Origin of the sequence: Desulfopila sp. IMCC35008 (assembly GCF_010646885.2) — a bacterium.
In the GTDB taxonomy this organism is placed as follows: Bacteria; Desulfobacterota; Desulfobulbia; order Desulfobulbales; family Desulfocapsaceae; genus Desulfopila.
In genome coordinates, this window is record NZ_CP050700.1 from 2398720 (window position 1) to 2423381 (window position 24662).

At 45.6% G+C, this 24662-nt stretch carries 19 protein-coding genes; 10 read left to right on the forward strand and 9 right to left on the reverse strand.

The window, feature by feature from the left end:
* Positions 1–71 precede the first annotated feature (71 nt).
* From leuS to dusB, 3 genes are all read left to right on the forward strand, one after another.
* On the forward strand, positions 72–2561 hold the full coding sequence (gene leuS / locus GA520_RS10575) for a leucine--tRNA ligase (RefSeq protein ID WP_163336638.1): 2490 nt from the start codon (positions 72–74) through the stop codon (positions 2559–2561).
* Positions 2562–2649: 88 nt separating this feature from the next.
* The gene (gene lptE, locus GA520_RS10580) at positions 2650–3174 is read left to right on the forward strand and encodes an LptE family protein (protein WP_163336637.1); all 525 of its coding nucleotides are present in this window, start codon (positions 2650–2652) and stop codon (positions 3172–3174) included.
* Between the two features lie 162 nt (positions 3175–3336).
* Positions 3337–4287, forward strand: coding sequence for a tRNA dihydrouridine synthase DusB (gene dusB, locus GA520_RS10585; protein ID WP_163336636.1), 951 nt, complete (start codon positions 3337–3339; stop codon positions 4285–4287).
* On the opposite strand, the gene GA520_RS10590 is transcribed toward dusB, so the two are convergent.
* Positions 4263–5792, reverse strand: a complete 1530-nt coding sequence (locus GA520_RS10590; protein WP_163336635.1) for a leucyl aminopeptidase — start codon at positions 5790–5792, stop codon at positions 4263–4265. The two genes, dusB and GA520_RS10590, sit on opposite strands and share 25 nt — an antisense overlap.
* 213 nt (positions 5793–6005) lie before the next feature.
* On the opposite strand from GA520_RS10590, the gene GA520_RS10595 reads away from it, so the two are divergent.
* Positions 6006–7046: a hemolysin family protein gene (locus GA520_RS10595; RefSeq protein WP_163336918.1), complete on the forward strand. Its 1041-nt coding sequence runs from the start codon at positions 6006–6008 to the stop codon at positions 7044–7046.
* Between the two features lie 57 nt (positions 7047–7103).
* Here the strand turns inward: GA520_RS10595 and GA520_RS10600 are convergent, their stop codons facing one another.
* Positions 7104–8213 carry a S1C family serine protease gene (locus GA520_RS10600; protein WP_163336634.1) on the reverse strand — a complete coding sequence of 370 codons (1110 nt, stop codon included), beginning with the start codon at positions 8211–8213 and terminating at the stop codon, positions 7104–7106.
* Positions 8214–8246: 33 nt separating this feature from the next.
* Positions 8247–9629, reverse strand: a complete 1383-nt coding sequence (mgtE, locus tag GA520_RS10605) for a magnesium transporter (protein WP_163336633.1) — start codon at positions 9627–9629, stop codon at positions 8247–8249.
* A 169-nt stretch (positions 9630–9798) separates the two neighbouring features.
* Here mgtE and GA520_RS10610 point away from each other — a divergent pair, with 169 nt between their 5' ends.
* On the forward strand, positions 9799–11016 hold the full coding sequence (locus tag GA520_RS10610) for a tetratricopeptide repeat protein (RefSeq protein ID WP_163336632.1): 1218 nt from the start codon (positions 9799–9801) through the stop codon (positions 11014–11016).
* A gap of 38 nt (positions 11017–11054) precedes the next feature.
* Here the strand turns inward: GA520_RS10610 and GA520_RS10615 are convergent, their stop codons facing one another.
* A complete protein-coding gene (locus GA520_RS10615; protein ID WP_240910066.1) occupies positions 11055–11246 on the reverse strand; it encodes a DUF2065 domain-containing protein in 192 nt (63 codons plus the stop codon).
* Between the two features lie 613 nt (positions 11247–11859).
* Here GA520_RS10615 and purM point away from each other — a divergent pair.
* Positions 11860–12912 (forward strand): phosphoribosylformylglycinamidine cyclo-ligase, encoded by a 1053-nt coding sequence (gene purM / locus GA520_RS10620; RefSeq protein WP_163336630.1) that lies wholly within the window; start codon positions 11860–11862, stop codon positions 12910–12912.
* An 85-nt stretch (positions 12913–12997) separates the two neighbouring features.
* On the opposite strand, the gene GA520_RS10625 is transcribed toward purM, so the two are convergent.
* The gene (locus GA520_RS10625; RefSeq protein ID WP_205749203.1) at positions 12998–13510 is read right to left on the reverse strand and encodes a molybdenum cofactor biosynthesis protein B; all 513 of its coding nucleotides are present in this window, start codon (positions 13508–13510) and stop codon (positions 12998–13000) included.
* Positions 13511–13519: 9 nt separating this feature from the next.
* On the reverse strand, positions 13520–15580 hold the full coding sequence (gene fusA, locus GA520_RS10630) for an elongation factor G (protein WP_163336629.1): 2061 nt from the start codon (positions 15578–15580) through the stop codon (positions 13520–13522).
* Positions 15581–15887: 307 nt separating this feature from the next.
* On the opposite strand from fusA, the gene murJ reads away from it, so the two are divergent.
* Entirely contained in the window at positions 15888–17540 is a 1653-nt protein-coding gene (gene murJ, locus GA520_RS10635) for a murein biosynthesis integral membrane protein MurJ (protein WP_240910065.1), read from the forward strand.
* A 12-nt stretch (positions 17541–17552) separates the two neighbouring features.
* On the opposite strand, the gene GA520_RS10640 is transcribed toward murJ, so the two are convergent.
* The 3 genes from GA520_RS10640 to GA520_RS10650 all read right to left on the reverse strand — a co-directional run bounded on the left by GA520_RS10640 (position 17553) and on the right by GA520_RS10650 (position 21323).
* Positions 17553–17864: a phasin family protein gene (locus GA520_RS10640; RefSeq protein WP_163336628.1), complete on the reverse strand. Its 312-nt coding sequence runs from the start codon at positions 17862–17864 to the stop codon at positions 17553–17555.
* Positions 17865–17935: 71 nt separating this feature from the next.
* Positions 17936–18955, reverse strand: coding sequence for a tRNA-dihydrouridine synthase (locus GA520_RS10645; RefSeq protein ID WP_163336627.1), 1020 nt, complete (start codon positions 18953–18955; stop codon positions 17936–17938).
* Between the two features lie 16 nt (positions 18956–18971).
* Positions 18972–21323, reverse strand: a complete 2352-nt coding sequence (locus GA520_RS10650; RefSeq protein ID WP_163336626.1) for a cyclic nucleotide-binding domain-containing protein — start codon at positions 21321–21323, stop codon at positions 18972–18974.
* 425 nt (positions 21324–21748) lie between these two features.
* On the opposite strand from GA520_RS10650, the gene GA520_RS10655 reads away from it, so the two are divergent.
* From GA520_RS10655 to GA520_RS10665, 3 genes are all read left to right on the forward strand, one after another.
* Entirely contained in the window at positions 21749–22549 is an 801-nt protein-coding gene (locus GA520_RS10655) for an SH3 domain-containing protein (RefSeq protein WP_163336625.1), read from the forward strand.
* 452 nt (positions 22550–23001) lie between these two features.
* The gene (locus GA520_RS10660) at positions 23002–24255 is read left to right on the forward strand and encodes a beta-ketoacyl synthase (protein ID WP_163336624.1); all 1254 of its coding nucleotides are present in this window, start codon (positions 23002–23004) and stop codon (positions 24253–24255) included.
* Positions 24256–24403: 148 nt separating this feature from the next.
* Entirely contained in the window at positions 24404–24655 is a 252-nt protein-coding gene (locus tag GA520_RS10665) for an acyl carrier protein (RefSeq protein ID WP_163336623.1), read from the forward strand.
* Positions 24656–24662 lie beyond the last annotated feature (7 nt).

Consider the following 24662-nt stretch of genomic DNA (forward strand, 5'->3'; position numbering starts at 1 on the left):
GCAACCACCTCGCTTTTTCCCTGAAACTTCAGGGGTGGCAGTATACAATTATTTCGAACTAAGGAACAGACATGACCAGTTCTCAAACGAGTAGCAGGTACGATTTTAAATCCATAGAAGAAAAATGGCAGGAACACTGGGAACGAACGAAAATTAATAAGGTTTCCGAGAATGCGGATAAGGAAAAATATTATGTGCTGGAGATGTTCCCCTACCCTTCTGGTCGTATTCATATGGGCCATGTACGTAATTACTCCATTGGTGACGTAGTTGCCCGTTACAAGAGGTTGCGTGGCTATAATGTACTTCACCCCATGGGCTGGGATGCATTTGGGCTTCCCGCCGAAAATGCTGCCCAGAAAAACAACAGCCACCCAGCAGTCTGGACTTATGACAACATTGATTATATGCGGAACCAATTGCGTCAATTAGGGCTTTCTTATGACTGGGACCGGGAAATTGCAACATGTCGCCCGGAATATTACCGCTGGGAACAAAAACTCTTCATCGAAATGTTCGAAAAAGGCTTGGCTTACCAGAAAAACACCTCTGTGAACTGGTGTGATTCATGCCAGACCGTTCTCGCCAACGAACAGGTTATCGATGGGCTCTGCTGGCGCTGCGATGAAGAAGTTAAACCCAAAGAGATGAATGGGTGGTTTTTCAAGATCACCGATTATGCCGAAGAGTTGCTCGACGATCTTGATAAGCTTGAAGGCTGGCCAGAAAAAGTCGTTACCATGCAGAGGAACTGGATTGGAAAATCCACCGGCCTCTCCTGCGATTTTGCTGTTGACGGACTTGAAGAGAAAATCTCAATTTTCACCACCCGCCCTGACACCATATTTGGTGTGACTTTCATGTCCATAGCACCAGAGCATGACTTGGTCGACACCCTTATTTCAGGCTCGCAAAACGAACAGGAAATTCGAAATTTTATAGAAGATATTCGAAGTGAAAAACAACAACAGGGACCTGCAGATGAACCGGTAAAGAAAGGAATCTTCACCGGCCGCTATTGTATCAACCCCTTTAATAATGAAAAGGTTCCTGTTTATATCGCAAACTTTGTACTTATTGGCTATGGAACCGGCGCCGTTATGGCTGTTCCTGCCCATGATGAAAGAGATTTTGAATTTGCAAAAAAATACAGCCTGCCGATTAAACCGGTCGTTATCCCCAAGGGTGAATCACTCGTCGTTGAAGAGATGGAAAACGCCTCGACTGTTTACGGCTCTTTAACCGGTTCCGGACAATTTGACGGTATGGAATCGGAGCAAGCCAAACAGGCCATCATCCAATATGCCGAAACCAACACCTTTGGCTCAGCACACACCACCTATCGCCTTCGTGATTGGGGGATTTCTCGCCAGCGTTACTGGGGTGCCCCCATCCCTATCGTTTATTGCGACAAATGTGGCATAGTGCCTGCACCTCTTGATTCGTTGCCTGTCGAACTGCCCCAAGACGTGAACCCTGGCGACGGAATATGCCGCCCCCTGCATCAGCGCCCCGAATTTTATGAAACAACCTGCCCGGCATGCGGGGATAGTGCGCGCCGTGAAACCGACACTATGGACACTTTTGTTGAATCATCATGGTATTATATGCGATACGGTTGTCCAAGGCACGAAGAGGATATACTCGACAAGGACAAGGCAGGATACTGGCTTGCTGTTGATCAGTATATAGGTGGTGTTGAACACGCCATCCTTCACCTTCTGTACTCCCGTTTCTTTACCAAAATGCTCCGTGATCTCGGATATCTGAAGATTGATGAACCTTTCACCAATCTTCTCACTCAGGGCATGGTAATAAAAGATGGCTCAAAGATGTCCAAATCAAAGGGCAACGTTGTTGACCCACACGACCTGATTGGCGAATATGGTGCAGATACCACGCGACTTTTCAGCCTGTTTGCTGCTCCGCCCGAAAAAGATCTCGAATGGAATAGCCAGGGAGTTGAAGGCTGTTCACGTTTTCTTAACCGTGTTTACCGATTTATTTCTTTACGGCCGCATCTTGCCACCCACTCAGAATTACCAACAGATTTGAATGAAAACAGTCGGGCCCTGCATAGAAAAACCCACCAGACTATCAGGAGGGTAACCGAAAATATTGAAAACAATTTTCATTTCAATACTGCTATTAGTGGTGTTATGGAGCTTTTCAATACCTTGACAGCAACAACTGACAATGCAGAAGGTGAACCAGCAGAAGATGCGGCGATATGCGAAGCAATTGAATCCATGCTTGTCCTTCTGTTCCCGATGGTCCCACATTTCTGTTCAGAGATGTGGCATGCCATAGGCAAGGAAAGTGGCATTGAAGAGCAGCAGTGGCCCAATTACGATGAAGAGGCAGCCAAGGAAGATCTCCTCACCATTGTGGTACAGGTACGTGGAAAAGTACGTTCAAGATTACAGGTCCCTGCTGATATTGATGACGAAACCTTGAAGACAATGGCTCATGCGGATGAGAATGTTCAACGCTTTATAGATGGTGAAGAGGTGAAAAAGACCATCGTCGTCAAGAAGAAACTTGTTAATATTGTTGTTTAATACTACTATTTATAGTTTGTGTACCTAGTAAATACAGAACTACTAGGTGCCATTCAAAATATAAAACCACACTACGAGGAGATTTCAGTTGAAAACCTACAGCAGATATTTACTTGTCGTCCCGTTTCTGATGTTTCTTCTTGTTTCCTGCGGATACTACAACCCGTATGTCTATTCAGGACCTGAAAAAGTCATCTATATCACCAATTGGAAAAACAGAACCAGCGAACTCGGTCTTGATTCTGATATTTATCAAAGCCTGGTTCGATGGTTTCAGAAATCCGGTTCTATTAAGATCAGTAAACAAAAAGAAGGCGCTGACCTTGTGCTGGCCGGCGAGGTTGTTTCCATCAGTATCCCCAGTCTCTCGTATGGTGCCGGAAATACAACTTCTGAGATTAAAGTCAAGTTGACAGTCAGATACATCCTTAAGGATCTTACGAGCGGCAAGGTCGTCATGGAAGTGCCAAAAGAACAGTGGACAGAAGGGTATCTCGTAGGTGCAAGCTCCTCTGAAACGAGCGACAATCAAGATGAGGCGATTAAAACAATTATTGACGATCTCAGTCAGAAGATATACCAGCAAACATTAGTGGAATTACCTAAACTTTAATTGTGTTTTCTTGTTATGGCGGTATCGACACACAACAGATGCCGCCTTTATTTCCTGCTCATCGCTTGTCCTGCTCAAACAGATATTTGGGCAAGTGCCCACAACAAACGCCAGCGAGATCACCTTATCTTCCCAGTTATCCATTCTAAGCAGTAACACACCATGTTGTCTATCGGCCCCCTGACCTTTGATTCACCTTATGTCCTGGCCCCACTTGCAGGATATACAGACCTCTCCTTCCGCCTGCTCTGCAGAAGATATGGAGCAGGATATACTGTGTCAGAAATGATCAGTTGTCATGGTCTCCATTACCAACAGCAGAAGACCATGGATATGCTTCTCTCACTTGAGGAGGAAAAACCGGTTGCCTTTCAGATTTTTGGGGCCGACCCGGACCTAATGGGGGAAGCGGCTGCCATAGTCAGCTCCTTTGCCGGTGATATGATAGATATCAACATGGGTTGCCCGGTAAAAAAAGTTACCAAGCGTGGAGCAGGGGCGGCATTAATGGGAACAATTGACACAGCTGCACTCATTATTAAAAATGTTTGCAGTAACACGAATCTACCGGTGACTGTTAAATTTCGTGCAGGATTGGACAGCAAAACGATTAACTGTGTAGAATTTGCCAAAATGGCCGAGGCAAACGGTGCTTCGGCACTAACAGTACATGGAAGGACATGGGCACAGGGCTTTACAGGTACCGCTGATTGGCGCCATATTCGGGAAGTTAAAAACAATGTGACTATCCCTGTCATTGGCAACGGCGATATCCTCACCCATCAGGATGGCCGTACCATGATGGATCAAACAGGTTGCGACGGAGTCATGATTGGACGCGCAGCTCTCGGCAACCCCTGGATATTTTCTGAGAGTGACAGACCGCAAGAGTCATCTCTGATTGTTGCAGGCGCCTTGGAACATGCTCTATTGATGGAGCAGTTTCTACCTGTAAGCAGGATGCTTGGCTACATCAAAAACCAGCTCGGCAGGTATTTTAAGGGACTGCCAGGGAGTTCCTCAATGAGAAAGGCAGTCTATGACAGTCCCGATTTTACTTCCTTAAAGGAGTTGCTGCAGTCCGCCTCTTATCGCCAATCCCGAACCAGCTGAACAAGTGTACGCACCATAATTCCCGAGGGACCTTTCGGGATATATGTTTTTTCGGTGAAATCCCAGGCAGTCCCGGCAATATCGAGATGAGCCCAAGGCGTCTCACCGACAAAATGTTCCAGATAAGCAGCAGCAGTACTTGTACCGCCAGGACGTCCACCAGCATTTTTAATATCTGCAACCTTCGATTCTATCTGTTTACTATACTCCTTGCCTAGAGGCAGCCTCCAGACAGGCTCACCAGCTCTATCCCCTGCCTCTAGCAATCTCCCGGCAAGCTTGTCATCATTGGAGAGCAACCCGGTATAGTGATGGCCCAGGCCAATTATGACAGCACCAGTCAACGTCGCGACATCCACCACACAATCCGGATTATATTTCTCTATGCCATAGGCCAGGGCATCAGCCAGGATGAGTCGACCTTCTGCATCGGTATTAACAATCTCCGATGTCAAACCGTTATAGTGCTTAATTATATCACCCGGTTTCAAGGCAGCGCTTCCAGCCATATTATCCGTTGCCGGGACAATTGCCACCACCCTGATTCGTGGTTTATCTGCAGCTATGGCCCGCATTGCTCCAAGTACTGCCGCGCCACCACACATATCATATTTCATGTCCTGCATTCCGGCGGCAGGTTTTAAGCTTACCCCACCGGAATCAAAAGTCAGACCTTTGCCAATAAGAAGAATCGTCTTTTTGGAGTTTTTCGGGTTATGTTCCAGAACAACAAGTTTTGGTGGTTCCGACGATCCTTGATTCACCGCCAGAATCCCTCCCATGCCCAGCTTACTCATCTCAGCCTTGTTAAGTGTTTTGCATTTAAGATTCAATTCGTCAGCCATTGTTTTGGCATATTCGGCAAAGTGAGTTGCGGTCCAGTGATTACCCGGCTCGTTGGCCATATTACGGGCCTCATTAGCCGAAACAGCAGTATAAGCACCTTTCTTGACAGCCCTGCGAAGAGCAGTACTTTTCACTTTCCAGCCAACAGCTGAGACAAGAATTTTCTCTATCCCCACATAGGGTTTTTCTTTTTCATCCTTTTTCTTGAACCTGGAAAAACGATAATCACCAAGCAAGACGCCCTCAATCAGGCTTTCTGCGAGTTGAGCCTGGTTAAAGCCAAGATCCGGACCGGCAGATATCATCATGTCAGAAACTTTATATTTTTCGCAATAGCTGCTAATCGTCCCACCAGCTAATCGAAATAGTTCTGCAAGCTCTGCTTCAGACCTTTTCTTTTTGCCTTCACCCAAGCCTATAACAAGAACCCTTTTGGCACTGCTATTCAGCAATTTTGGATGTTGCGAAGGGTAGAGTAGAATACATTCATTTTCCTTTGCCGAAAAATCCCCAAGTTGCTGAATCTCATATACCACCTGCAAAATTCTCTTATCGCAATCCAGGCTATCTTTTCTACCTGAAGCAACAAAACAAACAAGGAGGTCACCTTTGAAACTTATCGGGTCTTCGGTAGAAACAACAACTTCTGTATGTATCATTAATATTATCCTTATGTAATGGCTGCTACTCTCACGAGTAATATCATTTCAGCTGGTATCAGATTTATTATTACCAATAATTAACCAATAATGCTAAATAGTACTGTTATACTACGGTAATCACCTTTAAGCATCTCGGTTATGAAAACATCTCATTATATAACGAGAAGCTCTTAAAATATCTCTACTCCCTATCTTTCATAAACTATGACCATGTTACAAACCCTAATCACGTCAGTTTCACTAGCGATATGCGTTTCGGCCCTCTGCTCCGTCTGTGAGGCAGTTTTATACTCTCTTTCCGCCAGTCAGGTTGAAATGCTCAAAAAAAGTGGCTATAGCTCCGCCTCTCATCTTCAGGATCTTCGTTCTGATATCGATGAACCGATAACCGCCATCCTGACCCTGAACACCATTGCCAACACAGTTGGAGCATCTATTGCCGGTGCGGCTGCGGCTAAACTGTATGGAGACCACAATATAATCTGGTTCTCCTCAATATTTACCCTCTCCATCCTTATTTTTTCCGAAATATTACCGAAAACAATCGGCGTCAATTTCGCCTATCGCCTTGCCCCCTTTATCGCGCACCCCCTGAGATGGATGGTAATAGTACTTAAACCAATTGTCTGGCTCTGCCGATCAATTACCCGTCTGTTACCGGAAAAAACATCAGATGAAAATATCTCTGCCGAAGAGTTGCAGACAATAGCTGCACTCTCACGAGAGTCCGGGGAAATTGAAGAGGATCAAGAGAAAGTTATTGCTAACATACTTCAACTACAACATAAAATGGTGCGCCAGGCGATGACACCACGTACGGTTACCTTCTCGCTTGAACAAGACCTCACCGTCGCTGATGCAATGGGCATGATAAACAGGCTTTCGAGTCACAGCCGCATCCCTCTATATGAAAAAGAGCCAAACGATGTTACCGGTATCGTAATGAGAAAGGACATCCTGCAAGCCGCTGCCGAAGGTGCCGATGACGCAGTTCTGTCAAACTTTATGCAGCCCGTTCATTTTGTCCCGGAAACCGCACCATTAAACAGGATACTGGTGGATTTTTTTGATCGGCAGCAACACCTGTTCGTCGTGGTTGATGAATACGGTTCGATGACCGGCATAATATCCATGGAGGATGTACTTGAAGAGATCGTCGGCCGAGAGATAATTGATGAGTCAGACAAGGCGCGCGATATGAGGGAACTTGCCCGCTCACGCAATATTGCGGACAAGGGTAGGCAACAATAGCGTTAACAGGAGGAAGAGCCAGTACCTGTCGTTATGTCACGACAGGTGCTGGCTCTTTTAATTAATACTTCCAAGCCTGACAGGGACGTCGTATGTATTCCCGTTCCGGAACACATTGACAATCACCTCCATGCCAACCTCGAACTTTTCCAACTGCTCCCGCAAATCATCATAGTTCCTGACTGGAACGTCTGCCACGCCTGTAATTATATCCCCTAGGATTATTTCACCCCTATATTGAGTCGTTGGTCGAAGCCCTGCTTCCTGCGCAGGCCCGCCTTTTTCTATATTCAGGATCAGTACGCCCTGCACGCCGAGTTGCCGGGCAAGTCGCTCATCCGCAAGCGTCGCCCCTATACCTGGCTTTATCATTTTGCCATGCCGTATGAGTTGGGGAACAACCCTGTTCACCTCATCTACAGGGACAGCAAACCCAATACCAGCATACGCACCCGAGGGGCTATAGATTGCGGTATTCACCCCAATCAGGCGACCGGCACTATCAAGGAGAGGGCCTCCTGAATTACCTGGATTAATGGCGGCATCGGTCTGCACAACACCCTGGATTGTCCGACCGGTAATGGCGTTTATTTCTCTCCCGAGTGCGGAAATAATTCCTGAGGTAATGGTCTGATCAAGACCAAAAGGATTGCCGATGGCAAAAACCTTCTGCCCAACCAGGAGATCACTGGAGGTACCAAGGGGTATAGGTCGAAGTTTTTCGGCTGGTGCCAGGATCTGTAAAACAGCAAGATCCTTATCCGGTGCGGCACCGACTAATACCGCTTTCCAGCTGGTATGGTCAGCCATCGTCACCTGCACCCTGCTGGCATCACTGATGACATGATAATTTGTAACGATGCGGCCTTCTCTATCCCAGACAAATCCGCTTCCTGTTCCCTGTGGAATCTCAACGGCATTTAGGGAAAAAAGTCCTCTTCTCAGAGCGATAGAGGTAACGTACACAACTGATGTTGAATTCTCCCTGAATATATCTATGGTGTTAAGTTCATCCGCTGCCAAATCCCCTCTGGCAGTTACAGCCCGCGGCTCTGCCTGAGGGTTGAATAAACGTCTCTGCAGCGGGTTGAAGACCAACCACAACCCGATCATCACCAGAACGAAAAGGATTAGAGGCAACCAGGATTGTGCAGGTTTGCGACTCATGGCTCTTGTCCACCTTTAGAAATGAAACCTGTTTCAAAGATGCAGAAAAGTCTTGGCAATATAAAAATACATCAATACCCCAAGGATATCGATTGAGGTCGTCACAAAGGGTCCGGTGGCAATCGCCGCATCAATGTCGAACCTTTTCAGTACTAATGGGATAAGCGTCCCAACAGTTGCCGACATTGTCATACAGAAAAAAATCGACAAACCGACGACTACACCCAACATTGCTGGCTCAGCAAATCCGAGATAGGCGACGACGCCAAGGAAGATACCGTATATTATCCCCAGTATCATACCGACCTTCATCTCCTTGAAAATCAGACGAATAAAATCATTAATATTAACCCTGCCTGTGGCAATCCCACGCACGATAATAGTTGATGATTGTGTCGCGATGTTGCCACCCATACCCATAACAATAGGGATAAAGGAGGCCAGGGCAAGAACCTGTTTCAGTTCATGCTCAAACGCCCCGATGATAAACATCGCCATGACCCCCCCCAACCAAGATGCGAACAACCACGGTGCCCGCAACACAGCGTTATCCTTTGTCGATTTAAGCAGTATTTCCCTATCCTTACCTGCACCAGCCATTTGCAGGAAATCCTCTGTCGCCTCCTCCCTGATAACGTCGATAATATCATCTACGGTGACGATCCCCACCAACTTATAATTAGAGTCTACGACAGGAACAGCTAGAATATTATACTGGGATACCACGTGTGCCACTTCCCCCTGGTCCGTATCGGTGGTAACGGAAATTACATTTGGGTTCATGATATTCTTCAACTGCCGGTGAGGCGGGTGGGTAAGAAGTTCACGAAGAGATACGACTCCGGCTAGTTTGTCATCCCCATAGATTATGTAGAGATAGAATACCATCTCCATCTCTTCACTTTTTTTCTGGATATGGGCAATCGCCTCAGCGGCGGTCAGTTCTTCATCAAGACACATGAAATCCGGTGACATAAGACCACCGGCCGACTCAGGATGGTACTGAAGAAGATCCTCAACCTCCTCCCTATCCTTTTTGGCCATATGTTCCCGAATAGTCTCTGCTACTTCTTCCGGCAAAATTTCGAGGATATCGACAGCGTCATCAGACGGCATGCTACCAATAATATCCGCCATATACTGGACGCTCAATTCCTGGACCAGATTTACGACCAAGGCATCGTCTAGTTCGCTTAGGAATTCGCCTACATATTCGGTTTGGGCAACAATGTTGAATATGCGCTTTCGCTCCTCATCATTAAGGTGTCTGAAGACCCAGGCCATGTCGGCCGGATGCGTTTTGGAGATAAGCTTTCTCAGGTTTTCACTGGCACCACGCCGGTTTAACCTGCGAACCATATCGAGGATTACATTTCCCTCATTACCTATAAGTTCTCTTCTTCCCTTATCTTCCATAATTTTTACCGCAGTTCGAGGAAGGTATAAAACCATTGTTGAAATTCGTGACCACTCTTGGGTATACTGACCCGAAAATATCGTACATTACAACTATTCCCATACTCGGGTCAAACCCTTTTACCTTTCAATTGTTCTTTTAGGAAATTTAACCAATTTTTAATGTGTTATGACGTTCACCACCCCTTTGTCAGCCGACGAAATCAATGACATGTTTGCCACGGCTTGTGAATACCAGAACTCTTTGGAGTACGATAGAGCGAAAGCTATCTACTTGCATATGCTCACACATGTTGACGGCCCTTTACTCAGGTACAACCTCGGACTCGTATATTTCGACCTCAAGGAGTATACCAAAGCTACGGAACAATTTAAGATTGGCATTACGATGCAACCGGAAGACCAGGATATGCTCTTTAACCTGGCAATATCTCAAAAGGCTTCAGGAGATACACACTCTGCCATTGCCAGCTATCTGCAACTCCTGGAACTTAACGACAAACATCTAGATGCACTATATAATCTCGCTGGCTGTTACCGTGAGAATAGAGAAACGAAAGCTGCAATCAGATACTATGAACTGGTGCTGCTCCACGACCCTGAAAATGATGCTGCCACCAATAATCTCGCCTTCACATTCCACCTGACAGGTGATTTGGAACGAGCCCTTTATTATTACAGGCAACTACTTCGACTCCGCCCCAATCATGCCCCTGCCTCCCACATGATTGCGGCCCTTGAGGGGGCCACACCAACTCAGCCCCCGGACGAATACATAAAGGAGGTTTTCGACAATTACTCTGCCACATACGAGGAAAGCCTTACAAAAAAACTCGATTATTCAGTGCCGGAGCAACTTCGCACGGTAATGGATACATTTCGAGGAACATCAGAGTCTTTTGAACGAGGAATCGATCTTGGATGTGGGACCGGTCTGTCCGCACTTGCTTTCCAGGATGTTGTCAAAGAGTTTCATGGCATCGACTTATCCCCAAAGATGATAGAACGTGCCAGGGAGAAAAACATCTACACCAACCTCATTGCAGGTAATATACTCAATATTCTGCAAGAACGAATCGATCACCAACCATACGATTTTATTCTAGCCGCCGATGTATTCATCTATCTGGGCGAGTTAAATGAATTCTTCGAAACGATAAGAAATTGCAGTTCAGCACACGCTCTTTTCTGCTTTTCAACAGAGAAAACAGCATCCGGGAGGAGATACCAACTTCGCCCATCAGGCCGTTATGCTCACTCACGAGACTATATTCATGAAACTTTGGCTCTGAACGGTTGGGAAGTACTGGTCTGTAAAGATGCCGATTTACGAAAAGAAAAAGGAGATTGGATACAAGGCGATCTCTGGATCGCCAGCCGTATCTGACACTATCCTCGCGACAAGAGGATAGTGTCAACGTATCTTTATGAAAAGAAGGTGGTTTTCTGGACGACAAAGCATATAAGCAGCCCTATTAGCATGGCGACAAACCCAAACGCTCGCAACTGTGAGGCCGGCAATTGACTTAATTTCCCAAGCCAGTCACGCATCACCTCTGGTGCAGCCGCATAAGGCAAGCCCTCCAGTATCAATACCATTCCGATTAGAAGAATCATTAATTTCATAATCCGTTATCTACCAGACACACCTTTCCAATTCAAGCGGTAGATGCCCTCATTTTTTGAACCAATTTTTTACGTTTACGCTTCTTATATTCTTTTGAACCTTAGCAAAATAATATATTCCATTATCATAGTATTTATGATAGGACACTCAGTAAATCACCTTATCCTCCCTACTCTTCAGTAAACTAAGCGGACCAGGGCCATCCGTTTCAACGGGCCGCTATAAAAACACCCATGAGTGCTTCTCAGCAGCCATGCAGAATACAGTGCCCTGTAAACGTTCAGCCCTCTGATAAAGGCAATATACTGAATTATAGGTTTTATCAGGATACGTAATAAATGATTATCTTTGCTCCAGGAGGCTGTCAGAGAGTGCCCTTCTCCCCAGCTCTTCATTATTATATAATGATAATGCTCGGATTATCAAACACATGACTGCGCCTATTATTATAAAATGACTCGATTTGAGAAAAAAAGCCTATTCTCGAACGACCTCTTAGTCGATCATCACATATTCAATTGCAATTTCTAAGACGAGTGAATACAATACCATAAGGTTTTGCATTCCATATAATTTTATCAGCGACTACTTTTCTCTACTACTATGACCAAGACTCAATCGTCACGATACAGTGATGCCGGCGTCGACATTGACAAAGGCAATGAATTTGTACACAGGATCAAAAAAGAGGTAGCTTCCACACATCGCCCTGGTGTTCTTAATGACCTGGGAGGGTTTTCTTCGTTAATAGCTATTGACACTAACAAGTATAGTAATCCTGTGCTTGTTAATTCTACTGATGGCGTTGGCACAAAACTCGCCGTAGCTCACCTATGTGGTAAACATGACACGATAGGTATTGATCTCGTAGCAATGTGTGTAAATGACATCATTGTTGGCGGAGCGACCCCTTTAAGTTTTCTCGACTATTTCGCAGTCGGCCGGCTTGACCTTGATATTGCGACAGAGGTCGTCAAGGGCATAGCAGAAGGTTGCCGTCAAGCAAGGTGTTCTCTTGTCGGAGGTGAAACTGCCGAAATGCCAGGACTTTATAACAATAACGATTACGACCTGGCCGGTTTTGTCACAGGAATCGTTGAACGGGACGCTATCATTGACGGTTCTGACGTTCGTGATGGTGATATGATTATCGGACTCGCCTCCAGTGGCCTTCACTCCAACGGCTTTTCCCTGGTACGCAAGGTCTGTTTCGAAGAGCTTGGACTTACTGTCGACCAACACATGGACGAATTCAATTCCACTCTCGGCGAGGAACTTCTCAAACCGACACGCATTTACGTGCAGTCCGTCTTAAACGTCCTTAAACACTATCCGATCAACGGTATGATCCACAACACCGGTGGTGGATTCATAGACAATATACCTCGCATACTCCCCAAGGGGTACAAGGCAGTAATCGATACCAACAGCTGGAATCGCCCTCCTGTTTTTGACTTCCTTGAAAACAAGGGAAAGATTCCTAGCGATGAGATGTACAGAACTTTTAATATGGGTATCGGGCTGATGGTAATCGTCGCTGAGAACAAGGCCAACGATATCGCCCATCACTTTAACGCAGCCGGTGAAGAAGCATGTATAATCGGAAAAATAGCGAGCAAGGGTGAAGATGAAAATGAGGTTGAACTTCTTTTCTAAACCTTAACCAGGCAAAATACAAAGACAGGCGGTTCCCCAATAGTGGGGAGACCGCCTGTTTTTTTTTGGTTCTTCGTGATTTTCCCTACAGCTTCCCGCAATCCCCTTCATCACCCTGGATTTTTTCTATCGCGTGATCCAGAACATCGATGACAGCATCCAGGTTTTCACGCACCGCCTTGAGGCTTCCCGGGAGGTTAATGATAAGAGTTTCCTTTCGAATCCCAGCCTTTCCTCGGGATAGGGCTGCATGTACAGTTTTCTTAAGACTTTCAAGTCTCATTAGCTCTGCGATGCCGGGTATTTCCTTGTCAAGAATTTCCACCATGGCTTCCGGCGTAACATCAGTCGGTGCAACACCAGTGCCACCAGTGGTCACGATAAGGGAGAGTTTTTCATCATCTACCAAGGAGGTCAAAGTTTTGATAATAACATCCTTCTTATCAGGAATGACAGAGTAATGGGCCAAACGGTAGCCTTTACCTGCAAGTGCGTCCTGTAAATATGCGCCACTGGTATCCTCACGCTCCCCACGTGACCCTTTATCACTCATGGTAACGACACCAAAAGTGATGGCTAACCTCCTGTTATCATCCATGGCCGCTGACTAATCCTCTTTTTCCTTCTCAGCAATTATCTTTTCAGATATCTGGGAGGGAACCTCCTCATAATGGGAGAATGCAACGGTAAAGCTACCAAGACCGCCTGTCATCGATGTCAGTTCGGTTGCATATGATAGAATTTCAGCCTGTGGTACCTGGGCATTGATGATTTCAGATTTTCCATCGGAATCCATACCCATAACCTTGCCGCGTCGTGAGTTCAGATCCCCCATGACATCACCGACATGATCTTTACCAACCCGAATTTCCATATCCATATACGGTTCCAGCAATACCAGACCCGCTTCCTGAGCTCCCTTCTTAAAAGCAAGTGAACCGGCGATTTTGAAAGCCATCTCCGAGGAATCAACTGAGTGAAACGATCCGTCTACCAGGGTTATCTTTACATCAATAACAGGATAACCGGCGAGCACACCTCGTTCCATTGCCTCCTGAATTCCCTTGTCGACGGCCGGACGATACTGCTGTGGGATAACACCACCAACAATCTTGTCTTCAAATTGATACCCTTCGCCGGGTAGCGGGGCAATTTCTATCCAGCAGTCACCAAACTGACCTCGCCCGCCACTCTGCTTCTTGTGCTTACCCTGAACCCTGGCGCTGCCTCGAATAGTTTCCATATACGGGATTTTGGGCAGCTCCAATTCCATCTCTACCCCAAATTTACGCTTAATCCTGGAGCCGACAACCTCAAGGTGGACTTTACCCATACCTGATATAAGCACCTGTTTCGTCTGCTGTTCCCGGGTGAGTTTCAAGGTGAGATCTTCATCAAGCATCTTGGTTATCGAGCCAAACAATTTCTCCTCGTCACCTTTCTTTGCACTTACTGCGAAGGAAATGACAGGGGCGAGAGGTTTCTGGCTATCAAGTATGAGTGGTGCATCCTGGGTGCAAAGTGTATCACCAGTCACCGTCTCCTTCAATTTGGCAACGGCAACAATCATACCCGGTGTTGCACTGTCAACAGGCCTCTGCTCTTTACCTTCAAGTACATACAGTTGACCGAAACGTTCTGTGGTGTCTTTACTGGCATTATAAAAACTATCCCCTTCGAGTGTACCGCTGTAGATACGAATCAGGGTCAGCCGGCCTGCATAAGGGTCTGCCATGGTTTTAAAGACCAGACCACAAAACGGCTCATCAATAGATCGTTTTCTCTCAACAATATCATCGCTGCCTTTGACTGTTGCAACAAGGTTGGGCCTTGAATCAGGTGAAGGCAGATAAGTATTGATGAAATCAAGGACTGTTGAAGTCCCCATATTCTTTGTCGCAGCACATACACATACAGGAGCAACTTCGCCTTCACTGACCGCCTTCCTCAGTCCACTCAGAATCTCTTCCTCAGTGAGATCACCTTCTTCGAGAAATTTTTCCAGCAGGTCGTCATCGGTTTCCGCAACACTTTCCATTAACGATTCTCGCAGTATGGCAAGATCGTCTTCAAGATCAGATGGCACGTCCGTCTCTGTCATCGTGCCTTTATCACCATCAAACAAATAGGCCTTACCACTGACCACGTCAACAATACCTTTAAAGTCTTCCTCTGACCCAATAGGCATATTCAGTACTACCGGTGACAGTGGAAGAGATTCTTTGATCTCGTCCATGGTCTTCTCAAAATTGGCCCGTTCACGGTCCATTTTGTTTACTGCGATGATGGTTGGAAGTTTTTTCTCGGCAACGATGTCTGCAAACTTAACTGTCTGACCCTTGACGCCCAATACGGCACCAATAGTAAACACAACCCCGTCACAAACGCTTGAGGCAAAAAGGGTCTCATTAAGAAAGTTGTCATCACCAGGCGTGTCTGTCAGGTAAACCTGATGTTTGTCCCAGGTATAGTTGTGGAAACTGGAGCTGATGGTAATATTGCGATTAATTTCCTCTTCCTCATAATCGAGTGCAGAGCTGCCATCGTCGACCTTCCCTAACCTTTTGATTTTTCCGGCGGTAAAGAGCATCGCTTCCGCGAGAGAGGTTTTTCCGCAGTTGCCATGACCTATTATTGCAATATTCCTGACTTTACCCGTGTCCTGCATATTATTCTCCTCAAAGAAATCAAAGGTTATTCAATAGTTCAACTAAAGAGAGCAACACCCTTCCGTCAATATTGAAATACAAATTACGAGATACCTGTGAACAAAAAACCGGCGACGCCGGAAAACAACCTTACACCTACAAGCCTTCTCACACAATTAGCGAAGTAAAAATTCGCGTAAAGCACTAATCATATATTCAATTTCAATCAGCAAAGTCAAGCATGAACATCACAGGCTTTAGGTTTAGAAAAAAATAAATTATGACTATGATTCGATTATTACTTTTTGCCACCAAGGACTGGCAAATTTGTCTGATAAACGGTATGTTTTCGGCGGGAATAATATCATCCAGTTGTTTCTTGGGAATACATCATTGAACAAATCTTCTAAAAACAGCTCTACAATTGCCAGATCGGCAGGAGTTGTTTCAATAGCTGTTATGCTTAGCAGGCTGCTCGGGCTTGTCAGGGAACAGGCATTTGCCGCCCTGTTTGGTGCCGGTTATGCCTACGATGCCTTTGTTGTGGCCTTCAGGATTCCCAACCTGCTGCGCGATCTCTTTGGGGAAGGTGCTCTCTCCGCTGCCTTTGTCACTGTCTTTTCAGACTATGATACCAATAAAACAAAAGAGGAAACCTGGTTACTTGCATCAAACGTACTTTGTGTTTTTGTTATCGGACTAAGCGTACTCTCCTTGCTTGGCTGCGCTTTTGCCCCCACAATAGTAGACCTGCTTGCCCCAGGCTTTGCAAAAGAGCCAGGCAAAACAGATTTGACCGTCTACATGACACGAATCATGCTTTTTTTCCTTGTATTTATATCTCTTGCAGCTGTCGTCATGGGGATGTTAAACACCAAAGGTCGCTTTTTTGTTCCTGCCCTCGCTTCAAGTTTTTTTAATCTCGGCTCAATTATCGGTGGAGTTTCTCTTGCATATATCCTCCCCCGCTACGGACAGGAGCCTATAGTAGGCATGGCCATAGGAACGCTCATTGGTGGTTTTATGCAGCTTTCCATTCAGCTCCCGGCATTACGTAGAATTGGTTTCAGGTTTACACCTAATATTAACCTGAAAGATCCAGGACTTCTTAGAATACTTAGACTAATGGGACCGGCAACAATCGGACTTTCTGCCGTTCAGCTTAACATCTTCATCAATACAAATTTTGCAGCGTCGTGTGCCCAAGGTTCCGTCTCATGGCTCAATTATGCATTCAGACTTGTGCAGTTGCCTATCGGAATATTCGGAGTAGCCCTCTCCATTGCCATGATGCCGGTACTTGCAAAGCAGGCGGCCAGAAAAGAAATTGATGAGATGAAAACGACTCTTATCTCATCTCTGGTCATGGTCTTTGCACTTACAGTCCCTGCTACAGCTGGCCTCATATTTCTTTCTGAAGAAATTATCCGCTTAATCTTCGAACACGGGGTATTTACAGACCACGACACTAGAGCGACAGCAGCCACCCTCTCCTGTTACGCTGTTGGGCTATTCGCCTACTCAGCCAACAAGATTCTGGTACCGGCATTTTATGCGATCGACCAGACACGCTATCCGGTCATCGCAAGTTTCCTGGCTGTTGGTATGAATATATTTTTCATAACTCTCACCATAGACACCTTTCAACATCTTGCAATTGCCCTCTCTACATCCATCACGATGTTGATAAATTTCATGTTTCTCATATCAGTACTCTACCTGAAAATTGGCGGACTTGACCTGAGATATCTTCTCAATGGTTTTTGTAAGACCGTGGCTGGCAGCCTGGTGCTTGCCATCGCAGTTGTCGGGTGTAAAGCCCTGATGGGCGATATGATGGGGGGGAATGTGCTGCAGCAGCTTATTGGAGTCTTAACTACCATCGTATGTGCTGCAGCACTCTATTGCATCGTACTCCACTTCTTACGGCTTAACGAGTTCACTGTACTGGTCAGGAAAGTACAATCAAGGCTGAATTAACAATAGCCCTGGCTACTCTGTTTTTTCCAGCTCTTCAATCTGCTTTTTCAAGGATTGCACTTCCTGCCTTAATGCTTCCAAATCAGAAGCCTTGCCAATATCCAGCTTTGCAATACTGGCTTGAACCACTGCCTCGATCCTGCCAGTCAGCTCTTCCTGCGATTCTTTAGAGCGTGCCTGAATCTCCTCTACCAGTTTCTTCCCTTCCTGTTCGGTCAGCTTCCCCTGCTCGACAAAAACCTTTGCTACATCCTCAACTTTTTCCTTTGTCAGGGCGGCGACTCCGATTCCTGTAAACATCGCTTTTTTAATAAGCTCTATCATAATACTCTCCTCTGAGGTGCTTAAGATGTGAAGCGGTCTTTTTCCATTGTGATATCTCCCTGCCTTTTCATTCATGAGGGAAAGAACATATCGGGCTTGTTCCGGGCAAAAAACTGTCCGGCTTTTTCTTTGGCATCTTCTATATTTTCGCTTTTTTGGATAGTTGTTGCAAGTTGATGACCAAATTTAAATGCTCTCGAGAAGTAATGCGTGTACTGTTTCAACCTGCCAAGTCGTCGTTCCAGGGCAAACCGATCTTCCAGCAGTTCAATAAAACGAATATAATGGTCCTGCGCAGATACCACACAGTCACTCTTTTCTGCACCAAATATATTTTCGCCGATTTCCTTCATCAAAAAAGGATTCTCAATAGCGCCGCGGCCAAGCATCAAGCCATCTGCACCAGTCACCTCAAGGCATCGTCTGGCGTCCTCAATACTAAAGATACCACCATTTGCCAACACCGGTATTTTTACACATTCTTTAACGTGACCAACCCAAGCCCATCGTGGAGTTCGGCAGAACTTTTCCCCATGCAACCTGGCATGAGCGGCAATCATATCAATCCCCTCTCCCTCGAGCATCCTGCAGAAATTTATAAGCTTTTGTCGATCCAGTGTTCTGCCGAGACGAATTTTGGCACTTATCGGCAGCTCTGTTGACTTACGCATCTTTCCAACTATCTTCCGGACGGTTTGCTGATCTTCAGCCAGAAACGCACCGGCACCACTCCTGCGTACCTGGGGAGCGGGACAGCCAAGATTAATATCAATCCCATCGGCACCTATCAATTCGAGCTTTTTAACCGTTTCAGGCACATATTTTTCATCTGAGATGTATATCTGGTAGACGAGAGGGTTTTCATCCTTGCCACGAACCAGGAACGGTGAACTTTGAGGATTTTCGTGCGGTATATGCCTGGCGGCCAGCATCTCTGTATACAACAGCCCGACACCGCCTATTGACAACAGCATAGAGCGCATTGCTGAATGAGAAAGACCAACCATCGGAGCCAATGCCACCGGAGGGGAAACCGTGAGGTGACGCAGGTGCAAAGTGTTGCTCGATACCAGAGCAGTTTCAGAATTCATTATTGAATGATGTAAATCAGACCTCAAGAAGTTCAACAACTTCCTGGATTTTTTCAGTCGCCATACTCTCAAGCATTTTGATGTGGACACGGAACTCCTTGCTCTTGCGCTGGTATTGTTGAACTCCGACGACCAGCCCCTCACAGACCATGCTCTTCCCGCCGGACAGTCTGAATTCCGTTTTGATATGTCGGCCAAGTAAAAGTCGTGCATTTTCACTGTTGGCTATCTTTATGGTAAAGCAAAAACCACCCTCTGAAATATCATTTAGTTCACTGGTAAGCGAACGTGTCTCTACGGTTCCATAACTATCGAGCAACATGATTTTTTGTTTCGTATGAATATTATAGCGTGGGCTATTCCTCCTCTCCTCGCCAGCCATGTCAATGAGCTCATGAACTCGCCTGGTATTTGAACAGAAGGTTTCCAGTTTTTGCAACATGGCTGGATTTTCTTCCAAAACTTCCTGGAACTCGCGCCTGGACAGTACATAGAGATCGACATCCGACTGAGTTGCAACGGTTACGGTCCAGACCGAAACTGAAAAGAATTGCTCAACACCGAAAAATTCTCCCTGCTTCAGTCTCTTCAGAAACACATCCCTTGTGCCGGTGCTGCAACTCATTGAAACAGTACCGCTGTTGATGAAGTACATCCTGTCATCCATTTCACCTTCACGGACAATAATCTCCTCATCACGGTATTTTGCTTTCTTCAGCCCCCGGTAGAGAGATTCGATCTCCCTGTCATCCATCACCCCGCGCAATCCCTCCCAAAGATCGATAAAACTGCGGGGTACAGAGGTCTTTTTCTCTTCAATGATAACTTCTTCAGCCTCAAGAACCTTCGAGTAAGCCTGTGGATGGATTTCAAGGATACGATCACGCATTCGCTCTGCCGTTACAAAATCCTTTTCACGGGCAGCTTCAATTGCTCTGGAGAGCAATTTTGAAGACGCGTCATCAATACGATTTTCACCAATAAGGACTTGAAGGTCCTTCTCAAACCCCTGGGTCTTTTTCTGGGAGAGAAAATCTTCTATCGGATCCTCGTGAAAGCTGACATCAATTGCCTTATGCTTCTCAATATGGGTTTCGTGCCGGATGTAGGACTCCATAGACCGGAGAGTTTCTTCAACCTGCAACCTGAACCGTCCATCCTTCATTAGTTCAGGGAACCTCGACTTGAGATGTTGCAAAATCTCTATACTCTTGGCCGATGGATATTTTCTCAAGGCAACAATAAGGGTATTCAGGAGAATAACATTATTGATCCTTTTCTGACTAAGTATTTGAGAACACTGCTCATGCAGGATTGACTCCGCCTCACTTTTATCAGTTCGCACCAACTTGCGTATAATCATTATCTTAAGCGTATCATCCGCCTGCTGCAGGGCTCGCAGTAGGCGGGCAGTAACACTGTCTCCACCGAGATTTGTTATACACTCGACGACCTCGCGCCGGATAGTGAGATCCGGATGGGTCAGGAACCTCTCTATGAGGGGATAATTCGAACTGTCTCCAAGTCGGGTAATAATCTCAATGGAGTTGTGTACGACGGTGGCAGTTGGGTTGTCCTGCAACTGGTCTCTAAGTATTGGTGTAACAGAACCACCCAACTGGGAAATGAGTACGATAAGGGCGTTCCTCTCTTTTTCCCCACAACCATTGTCCAGTTTTTTAAAAGCAAAATGAACAAAATGCTTATTGAGATAAAAAAACAACTGCTCCAGACTCTGCTTGTCCTCTTCACTGCCGGTCATGTAATCTGTGAAGAGCTTTTCAAGATTTTTCTTCGTACCAAGATTTTCCTGGATTTTTGCGGTGGTGTTCCTGATAAAGTCGTTTTTTTCTATAACTCCGGTCTGAATATTATACAAGGTGGCAAGGAGGTATTCAGTCTCTTGCCAATACCTGTTCTCCATCAGCCAGGTGCCTGCTCGTTCAATCTGACGACCGATAACCTCATACCCGGCGATAAACTCTGTTTCGCGGGAAAGCCACTCAACAAGTAGTCCTGTGAAAAAGAGCAAGTATTCCTGATTTTCTGAAGCGAACAATTCTTCTGCGAAGAGGGAAAGAACCATAACTGCACGCTTTCGCAGCATTACATCTTCGCCAATAACGGATTCACCAAGAACACGTAATACGGTTATTGCCTCTTCGTCTTCACCGATCTGGAAAAGGTTGATTATGTAGGCAGGGAGTTGTATCGCCAACTCATCGTTATGCAGCATGTCATGTTTGCCTGTTGAGAAATCAGTTATTCCCCTCTCAAGGCGTCGCTGCTTCCTCTCCTCCTCACTCTTTTGCAGCAGTTGCTGCACCTTAGAGAGGGCGTTGGCCTGCATTTTCTTATCTATCTTCATCCAGCATACCCTTGCATACGTAGTCCATATATAAAAAAATCGTATCTACTTTACCGTGAGCCCAAAGCACAAGTTAGGGATCTGACATTATAGCAAATTCTACAACCGAAACACTAATTATTTCTATACTTTCATTAATAAGTCCAACTCTCCTTTTTACGCCAACCCGTACACCTTTGCTCTTTGGAATAATTGCCACTTTCTTTCATCACAATCAGTTTTCGGTACATTTTCTTTTTTGCCTCATGCAGGACGTCGATCGTTCTCGTTTAAATCATGTGCATCAGGGGTAATCCACTCTCCCCTTTCTGCAAGTTAAATTTGACATGGCACCCAACCGCATGTATAGCTTTTACCTAACCTGCATTTCTCATCATTACCTTACTGCTAATCGACAGGATGTCCTGTCATGATCGGAGTTATTTATGACTGAATATCGACACCGGTTCATTTCTGGTATTGCTTTTACCCTTTCACAACTTTTTGTGATCCTTCTCACAACTGGAAGTGTTGCTGCTGAAACCAAATATGTCTCAGACGTTCTTGTCATCAATATCCGCAGCAGTATTAAATCGCCATATACTGTTATTGGTTCTGTTTATTCTGACGACCCCTTGAAAATCATCCGTACTGAAGAAAAATATTACTTTGTAGAAACAGAAGACGGCAAACAGGGTTGGATATCTCAACAATATGTGAAAGACACCTTGCCAAAATCTCTGTTATTAGAGCAGCTCAGCGATGAAAAGGAAGAGTTGCAGCGGAAGTTAGACACAGCAATTGGTGAACTTGCAAGTCTAAAAGAAAAATTTACAGCTATACCATCCAGTGGTGAGGCAGAACAATTCATTGACGAGCGAAACACCTTGCGCACCCAGGTTTCAGAACTCAAGGAACAAGTGGCTAAGCTTATGTCCACACCTGATTTTAAGGCCACTGAGGAGTTTTCGAGAATAAAAGAAGCCCACACAAATCTCATCGCCCAAAAAGCAGAACAGGATAAAGAGAACAAGCAAAACATTGACAACCTCAATGCAACTATCAAAAAACTTCAGGACTACAAAGGCTCCGAAAGGGCAAAGATCGAACAGCTGACGGCCGAGAACCTGGAATTGAAGAAAAAGAGCAATGTATACTGGTTCCTGGCAGGCTCTGCCGTCTTTCTTTTTGGTATCATTACCGGAAAAATTTCAAGGCCTAGAAAGAAGAAACGTTCCTTATATTGACCAAATGGTAAGCTGTCTGATTTTTTCGATGCGTTGTACAACAAAGTAAACTAGTTTCTATCCTAAAACTCAGGATTCTGTTCAATATCGAGGCGTGGCTACATTATTTACCGCACGCATATGTACGATATTCGGAGGATAAATAATGTAGCCGGAACGCTGAGATTGGGCAGAAGGGTAGTTTTAGGACGGGAACTAAACTATTATTTGTATTGGCTTGCACATCCCCCCGATGGGGGTTGCAGGGGAACCAACACCTTATTCTTGTCTTTTCATGATATTTATCATAGATTGTTGCCCTCGCGCAAAGCAGGCTGGGTGCATGCACCCCTGTCAAGTCGCCTTTAGGCAGACGAGAGCCTTCTTTTTTTAAATTTCCGTATTGAACGAAAACCCAGGGGTGCTACAATGTATCTCTTCCTTTATCAAAAGCCTTAACTCACATTACAATCATGCAAAAAAATCTAGACAGAATTGTCATTACCGGTGTAGGCCTCACCTCGCCAAATGCATCTTCACTCAGTGAATATCGGCAAAAACTACTGAATGGCGAGAGTGAAATCACGATGCAGGATTTCCGCTACTTTGGTAAGGCACCCGCCGGTCTTTGCACCTTCCCTGAAACAAAATATAGAAAAAAGAAAGAAAATAAAAAAGGAACACGCGCCGGCTGTATCGGGGTGTATTGTGCAAACGAAGCATTGCTTGACGCAGGGCTCGAAAAAGACACTTACGATCCTTCCACGATCGGTGTTTATATTGGCCTGACTGAGCATGGCACCGTTGAAACAGAAAACGAAGTCTACAATATCAGTCAATATGAATATAATACCGATTACTGGACCCATCATCACAATCCACGTACGGTACTTAACAATCCCGCAGGGGAAATAACCCTCAATCTTGGTATAACAGGTCCACATTACTCCATTGGTGCCGCATGTGCCGCAGGTAACGCATCTCTTATTCAGGCAGTTCAGATGCTGAGACTTGGAGAAATCGATATGGCTCTGGCCGGAGGTATTTCGGAATCGACCGGTTCCTTTGGCATCTTTGCCTCCTTTAAGGCCCAGAACGCACTTGGCTCTCATGAAGATCCCAAAAAAGCAAGCCGCCCCTTCGACTTATCCCGAGATGGCATTGTTATCTCTGAAGGTGGTTGTATATATGTAATGGAACGGCTGGAACGTGCTCTTGAACGAGGAGCCCATATTTACGGTGAAATCATTGGTTATGCCATGAATTCAGATGCCCGAGACTTTGTGCTGCCATACGGAAAGCGCCAGGCTGAATGCATGAATCTTGCCATCAAGCGGGCGGGGCTGACCGCGAAGGATATTCACCTCGTCAACACCCATGCAACAGGTACCAAACAGGGTGACGTTGAAGAGTGCAGCGCAATCCGTGAGGTGTTCGGAAATGACAGCTCTGTTTATGTGAATAATACAAAATCGATTATCGGTCATGCAATGGGAGCAGCCGGAGTCCTTGAACTTGCCGGTAACCTTCCCACCTTCGACGACAACCTCATTCACCCGACTATTAATGTGGAGAACCTGGATCCTGATTGCGCCCTTAACAATCTTGTTATTAATGAGCCAACCCAGGCGGAGAATATCACAACCATCCTAAATAACTCTTTCGGTATGCTCGGCATCAACTCTACGGTGATTGTCAAAAAGCATGAAAGCCAGGCTTTGAGCTGAAAAAAGGACCTGTACTCAAAAAATCCTTAAAAAGAGTGCCGGTCTATGGTATACAAGGAGTTTTGCAAATCACACCGTATACAGGTGAATGGATATACCGCAAACAACGACATAACCGTCGTGCTTTAAAGAGAATTTGGAGAAACTGATGACCACCGAAGAGATTAAGGATCTCGTTCTTGAGATCATTGAAGATATTGATGATGAAGCGGATTTTGACAGCCTTAACCCTGATGAACCGCTCCGTGATCAACTCGATCTCGATTCCATGGACTTCCTCGACATTGTCATGGAACTGAGAAAGAGACACCAGCTACAGATTCCTGAAGAGGATTACCCACAGCTTGCAACCCTTAATAGTTGTGTCACCTACCTGGAACCCCTTTTGAAAGACGTCTAACGTATTT

What these genes read in the sequence shown, in the direction of transcription:
- leuS (WP_163336638.1), top strand. Translation starts at nt 72, where the DNA reads ATGACCAGTTCTCAAACGAGTAGCAGGTACGATTTTAAATCCATAGAA.
- dusB (WP_163336636.1), top strand. Translation starts at nt 3,337, where the DNA reads ATGTTGTCTATCGGCCCCCTGACCTTTGATTCACCTTATGTCCTGGCC.
- GA520_RS10590 (WP_163336635.1), bottom strand. Translation starts at nt 5,792, where the DNA reads ATGATACATACAGAAGTTGTTGTTTCTACCGAAGACCCGATAAGTTTC.
- GA520_RS10595 (WP_163336918.1), top strand. Translation starts at nt 6,006, where the DNA reads ATGTTACAAACCCTAATCACGTCAGTTTCACTAGCGATATGCGTTTCG.
- GA520_RS10600 (WP_163336634.1), bottom strand. Translation starts at nt 8,213, where the DNA reads ATGAGTCGCAAACCTGCACAATCCTGGTTGCCTCTAATCCTTTTCGTT.
- mgtE (WP_163336633.1), bottom strand. Translation starts at nt 9,629, where the DNA reads ATGGAAGATAAGGGAAGAAGAGAACTTATAGGTAATGAGGGAAATGTA.
- GA520_RS10610 (WP_163336632.1), top strand. Translation starts at nt 9,799, where the DNA reads ATGACGTTCACCACCCCTTTGTCAGCCGACGAAATCAATGACATGTTT.
- GA520_RS10615 (WP_240910066.1), bottom strand. Translation starts at nt 11,246, where the DNA reads ATGATTCTTCTAATCGGAATGGTATTGATACTGGAGGGCTTGCCTTAT.
- purM (WP_163336630.1), top strand. Translation starts at nt 11,860, where the DNA reads ATGACCAAGACTCAATCGTCACGATACAGTGATGCCGGCGTCGACATT.
- GA520_RS10625 (WP_205749203.1), bottom strand. Translation starts at nt 13,510, where the DNA reads ATGGATGATAACAGGAGGTTAGCCATCACTTTTGGTGTCGTTACCATG.
- fusA (WP_163336629.1), bottom strand. Translation starts at nt 15,580, where the DNA reads ATGCAGGACACGGGTAAAGTCAGGAATATTGCAATAATAGGTCATGGC.
- GA520_RS10640 (WP_163336628.1), bottom strand. Translation starts at nt 17,864, where the DNA reads ATGATAGAGCTTATTAAAAAAGCGATGTTTACAGGAATCGGAGTCGCC.
- GA520_RS10645 (WP_163336627.1), bottom strand. Translation starts at nt 18,955, where the DNA reads ATGAATTCTGAAACTGCTCTGGTATCGAGCAACACTTTGCACCTGCGT.
- GA520_RS10650 (WP_163336626.1), bottom strand. Translation starts at nt 21,323, where the DNA reads ATGAAGATAGATAAGAAAATGCAGGCCAACGCCCTCTCTAAGGTGCAG.
- GA520_RS10655 (WP_163336625.1), top strand. Translation starts at nt 21,749, where the DNA reads ATGACTGAATATCGACACCGGTTCATTTCTGGTATTGCTTTTACCCTT.
- GA520_RS10660 (WP_163336624.1), top strand. Translation starts at nt 23,002, where the DNA reads ATGCAAAAAAATCTAGACAGAATTGTCATTACCGGTGTAGGCCTCACC.
- GA520_RS10665 (WP_163336623.1), top strand. Translation starts at nt 24,404, where the DNA reads ATGACCACCGAAGAGATTAAGGATCTCGTTCTTGAGATCATTGAAGAT.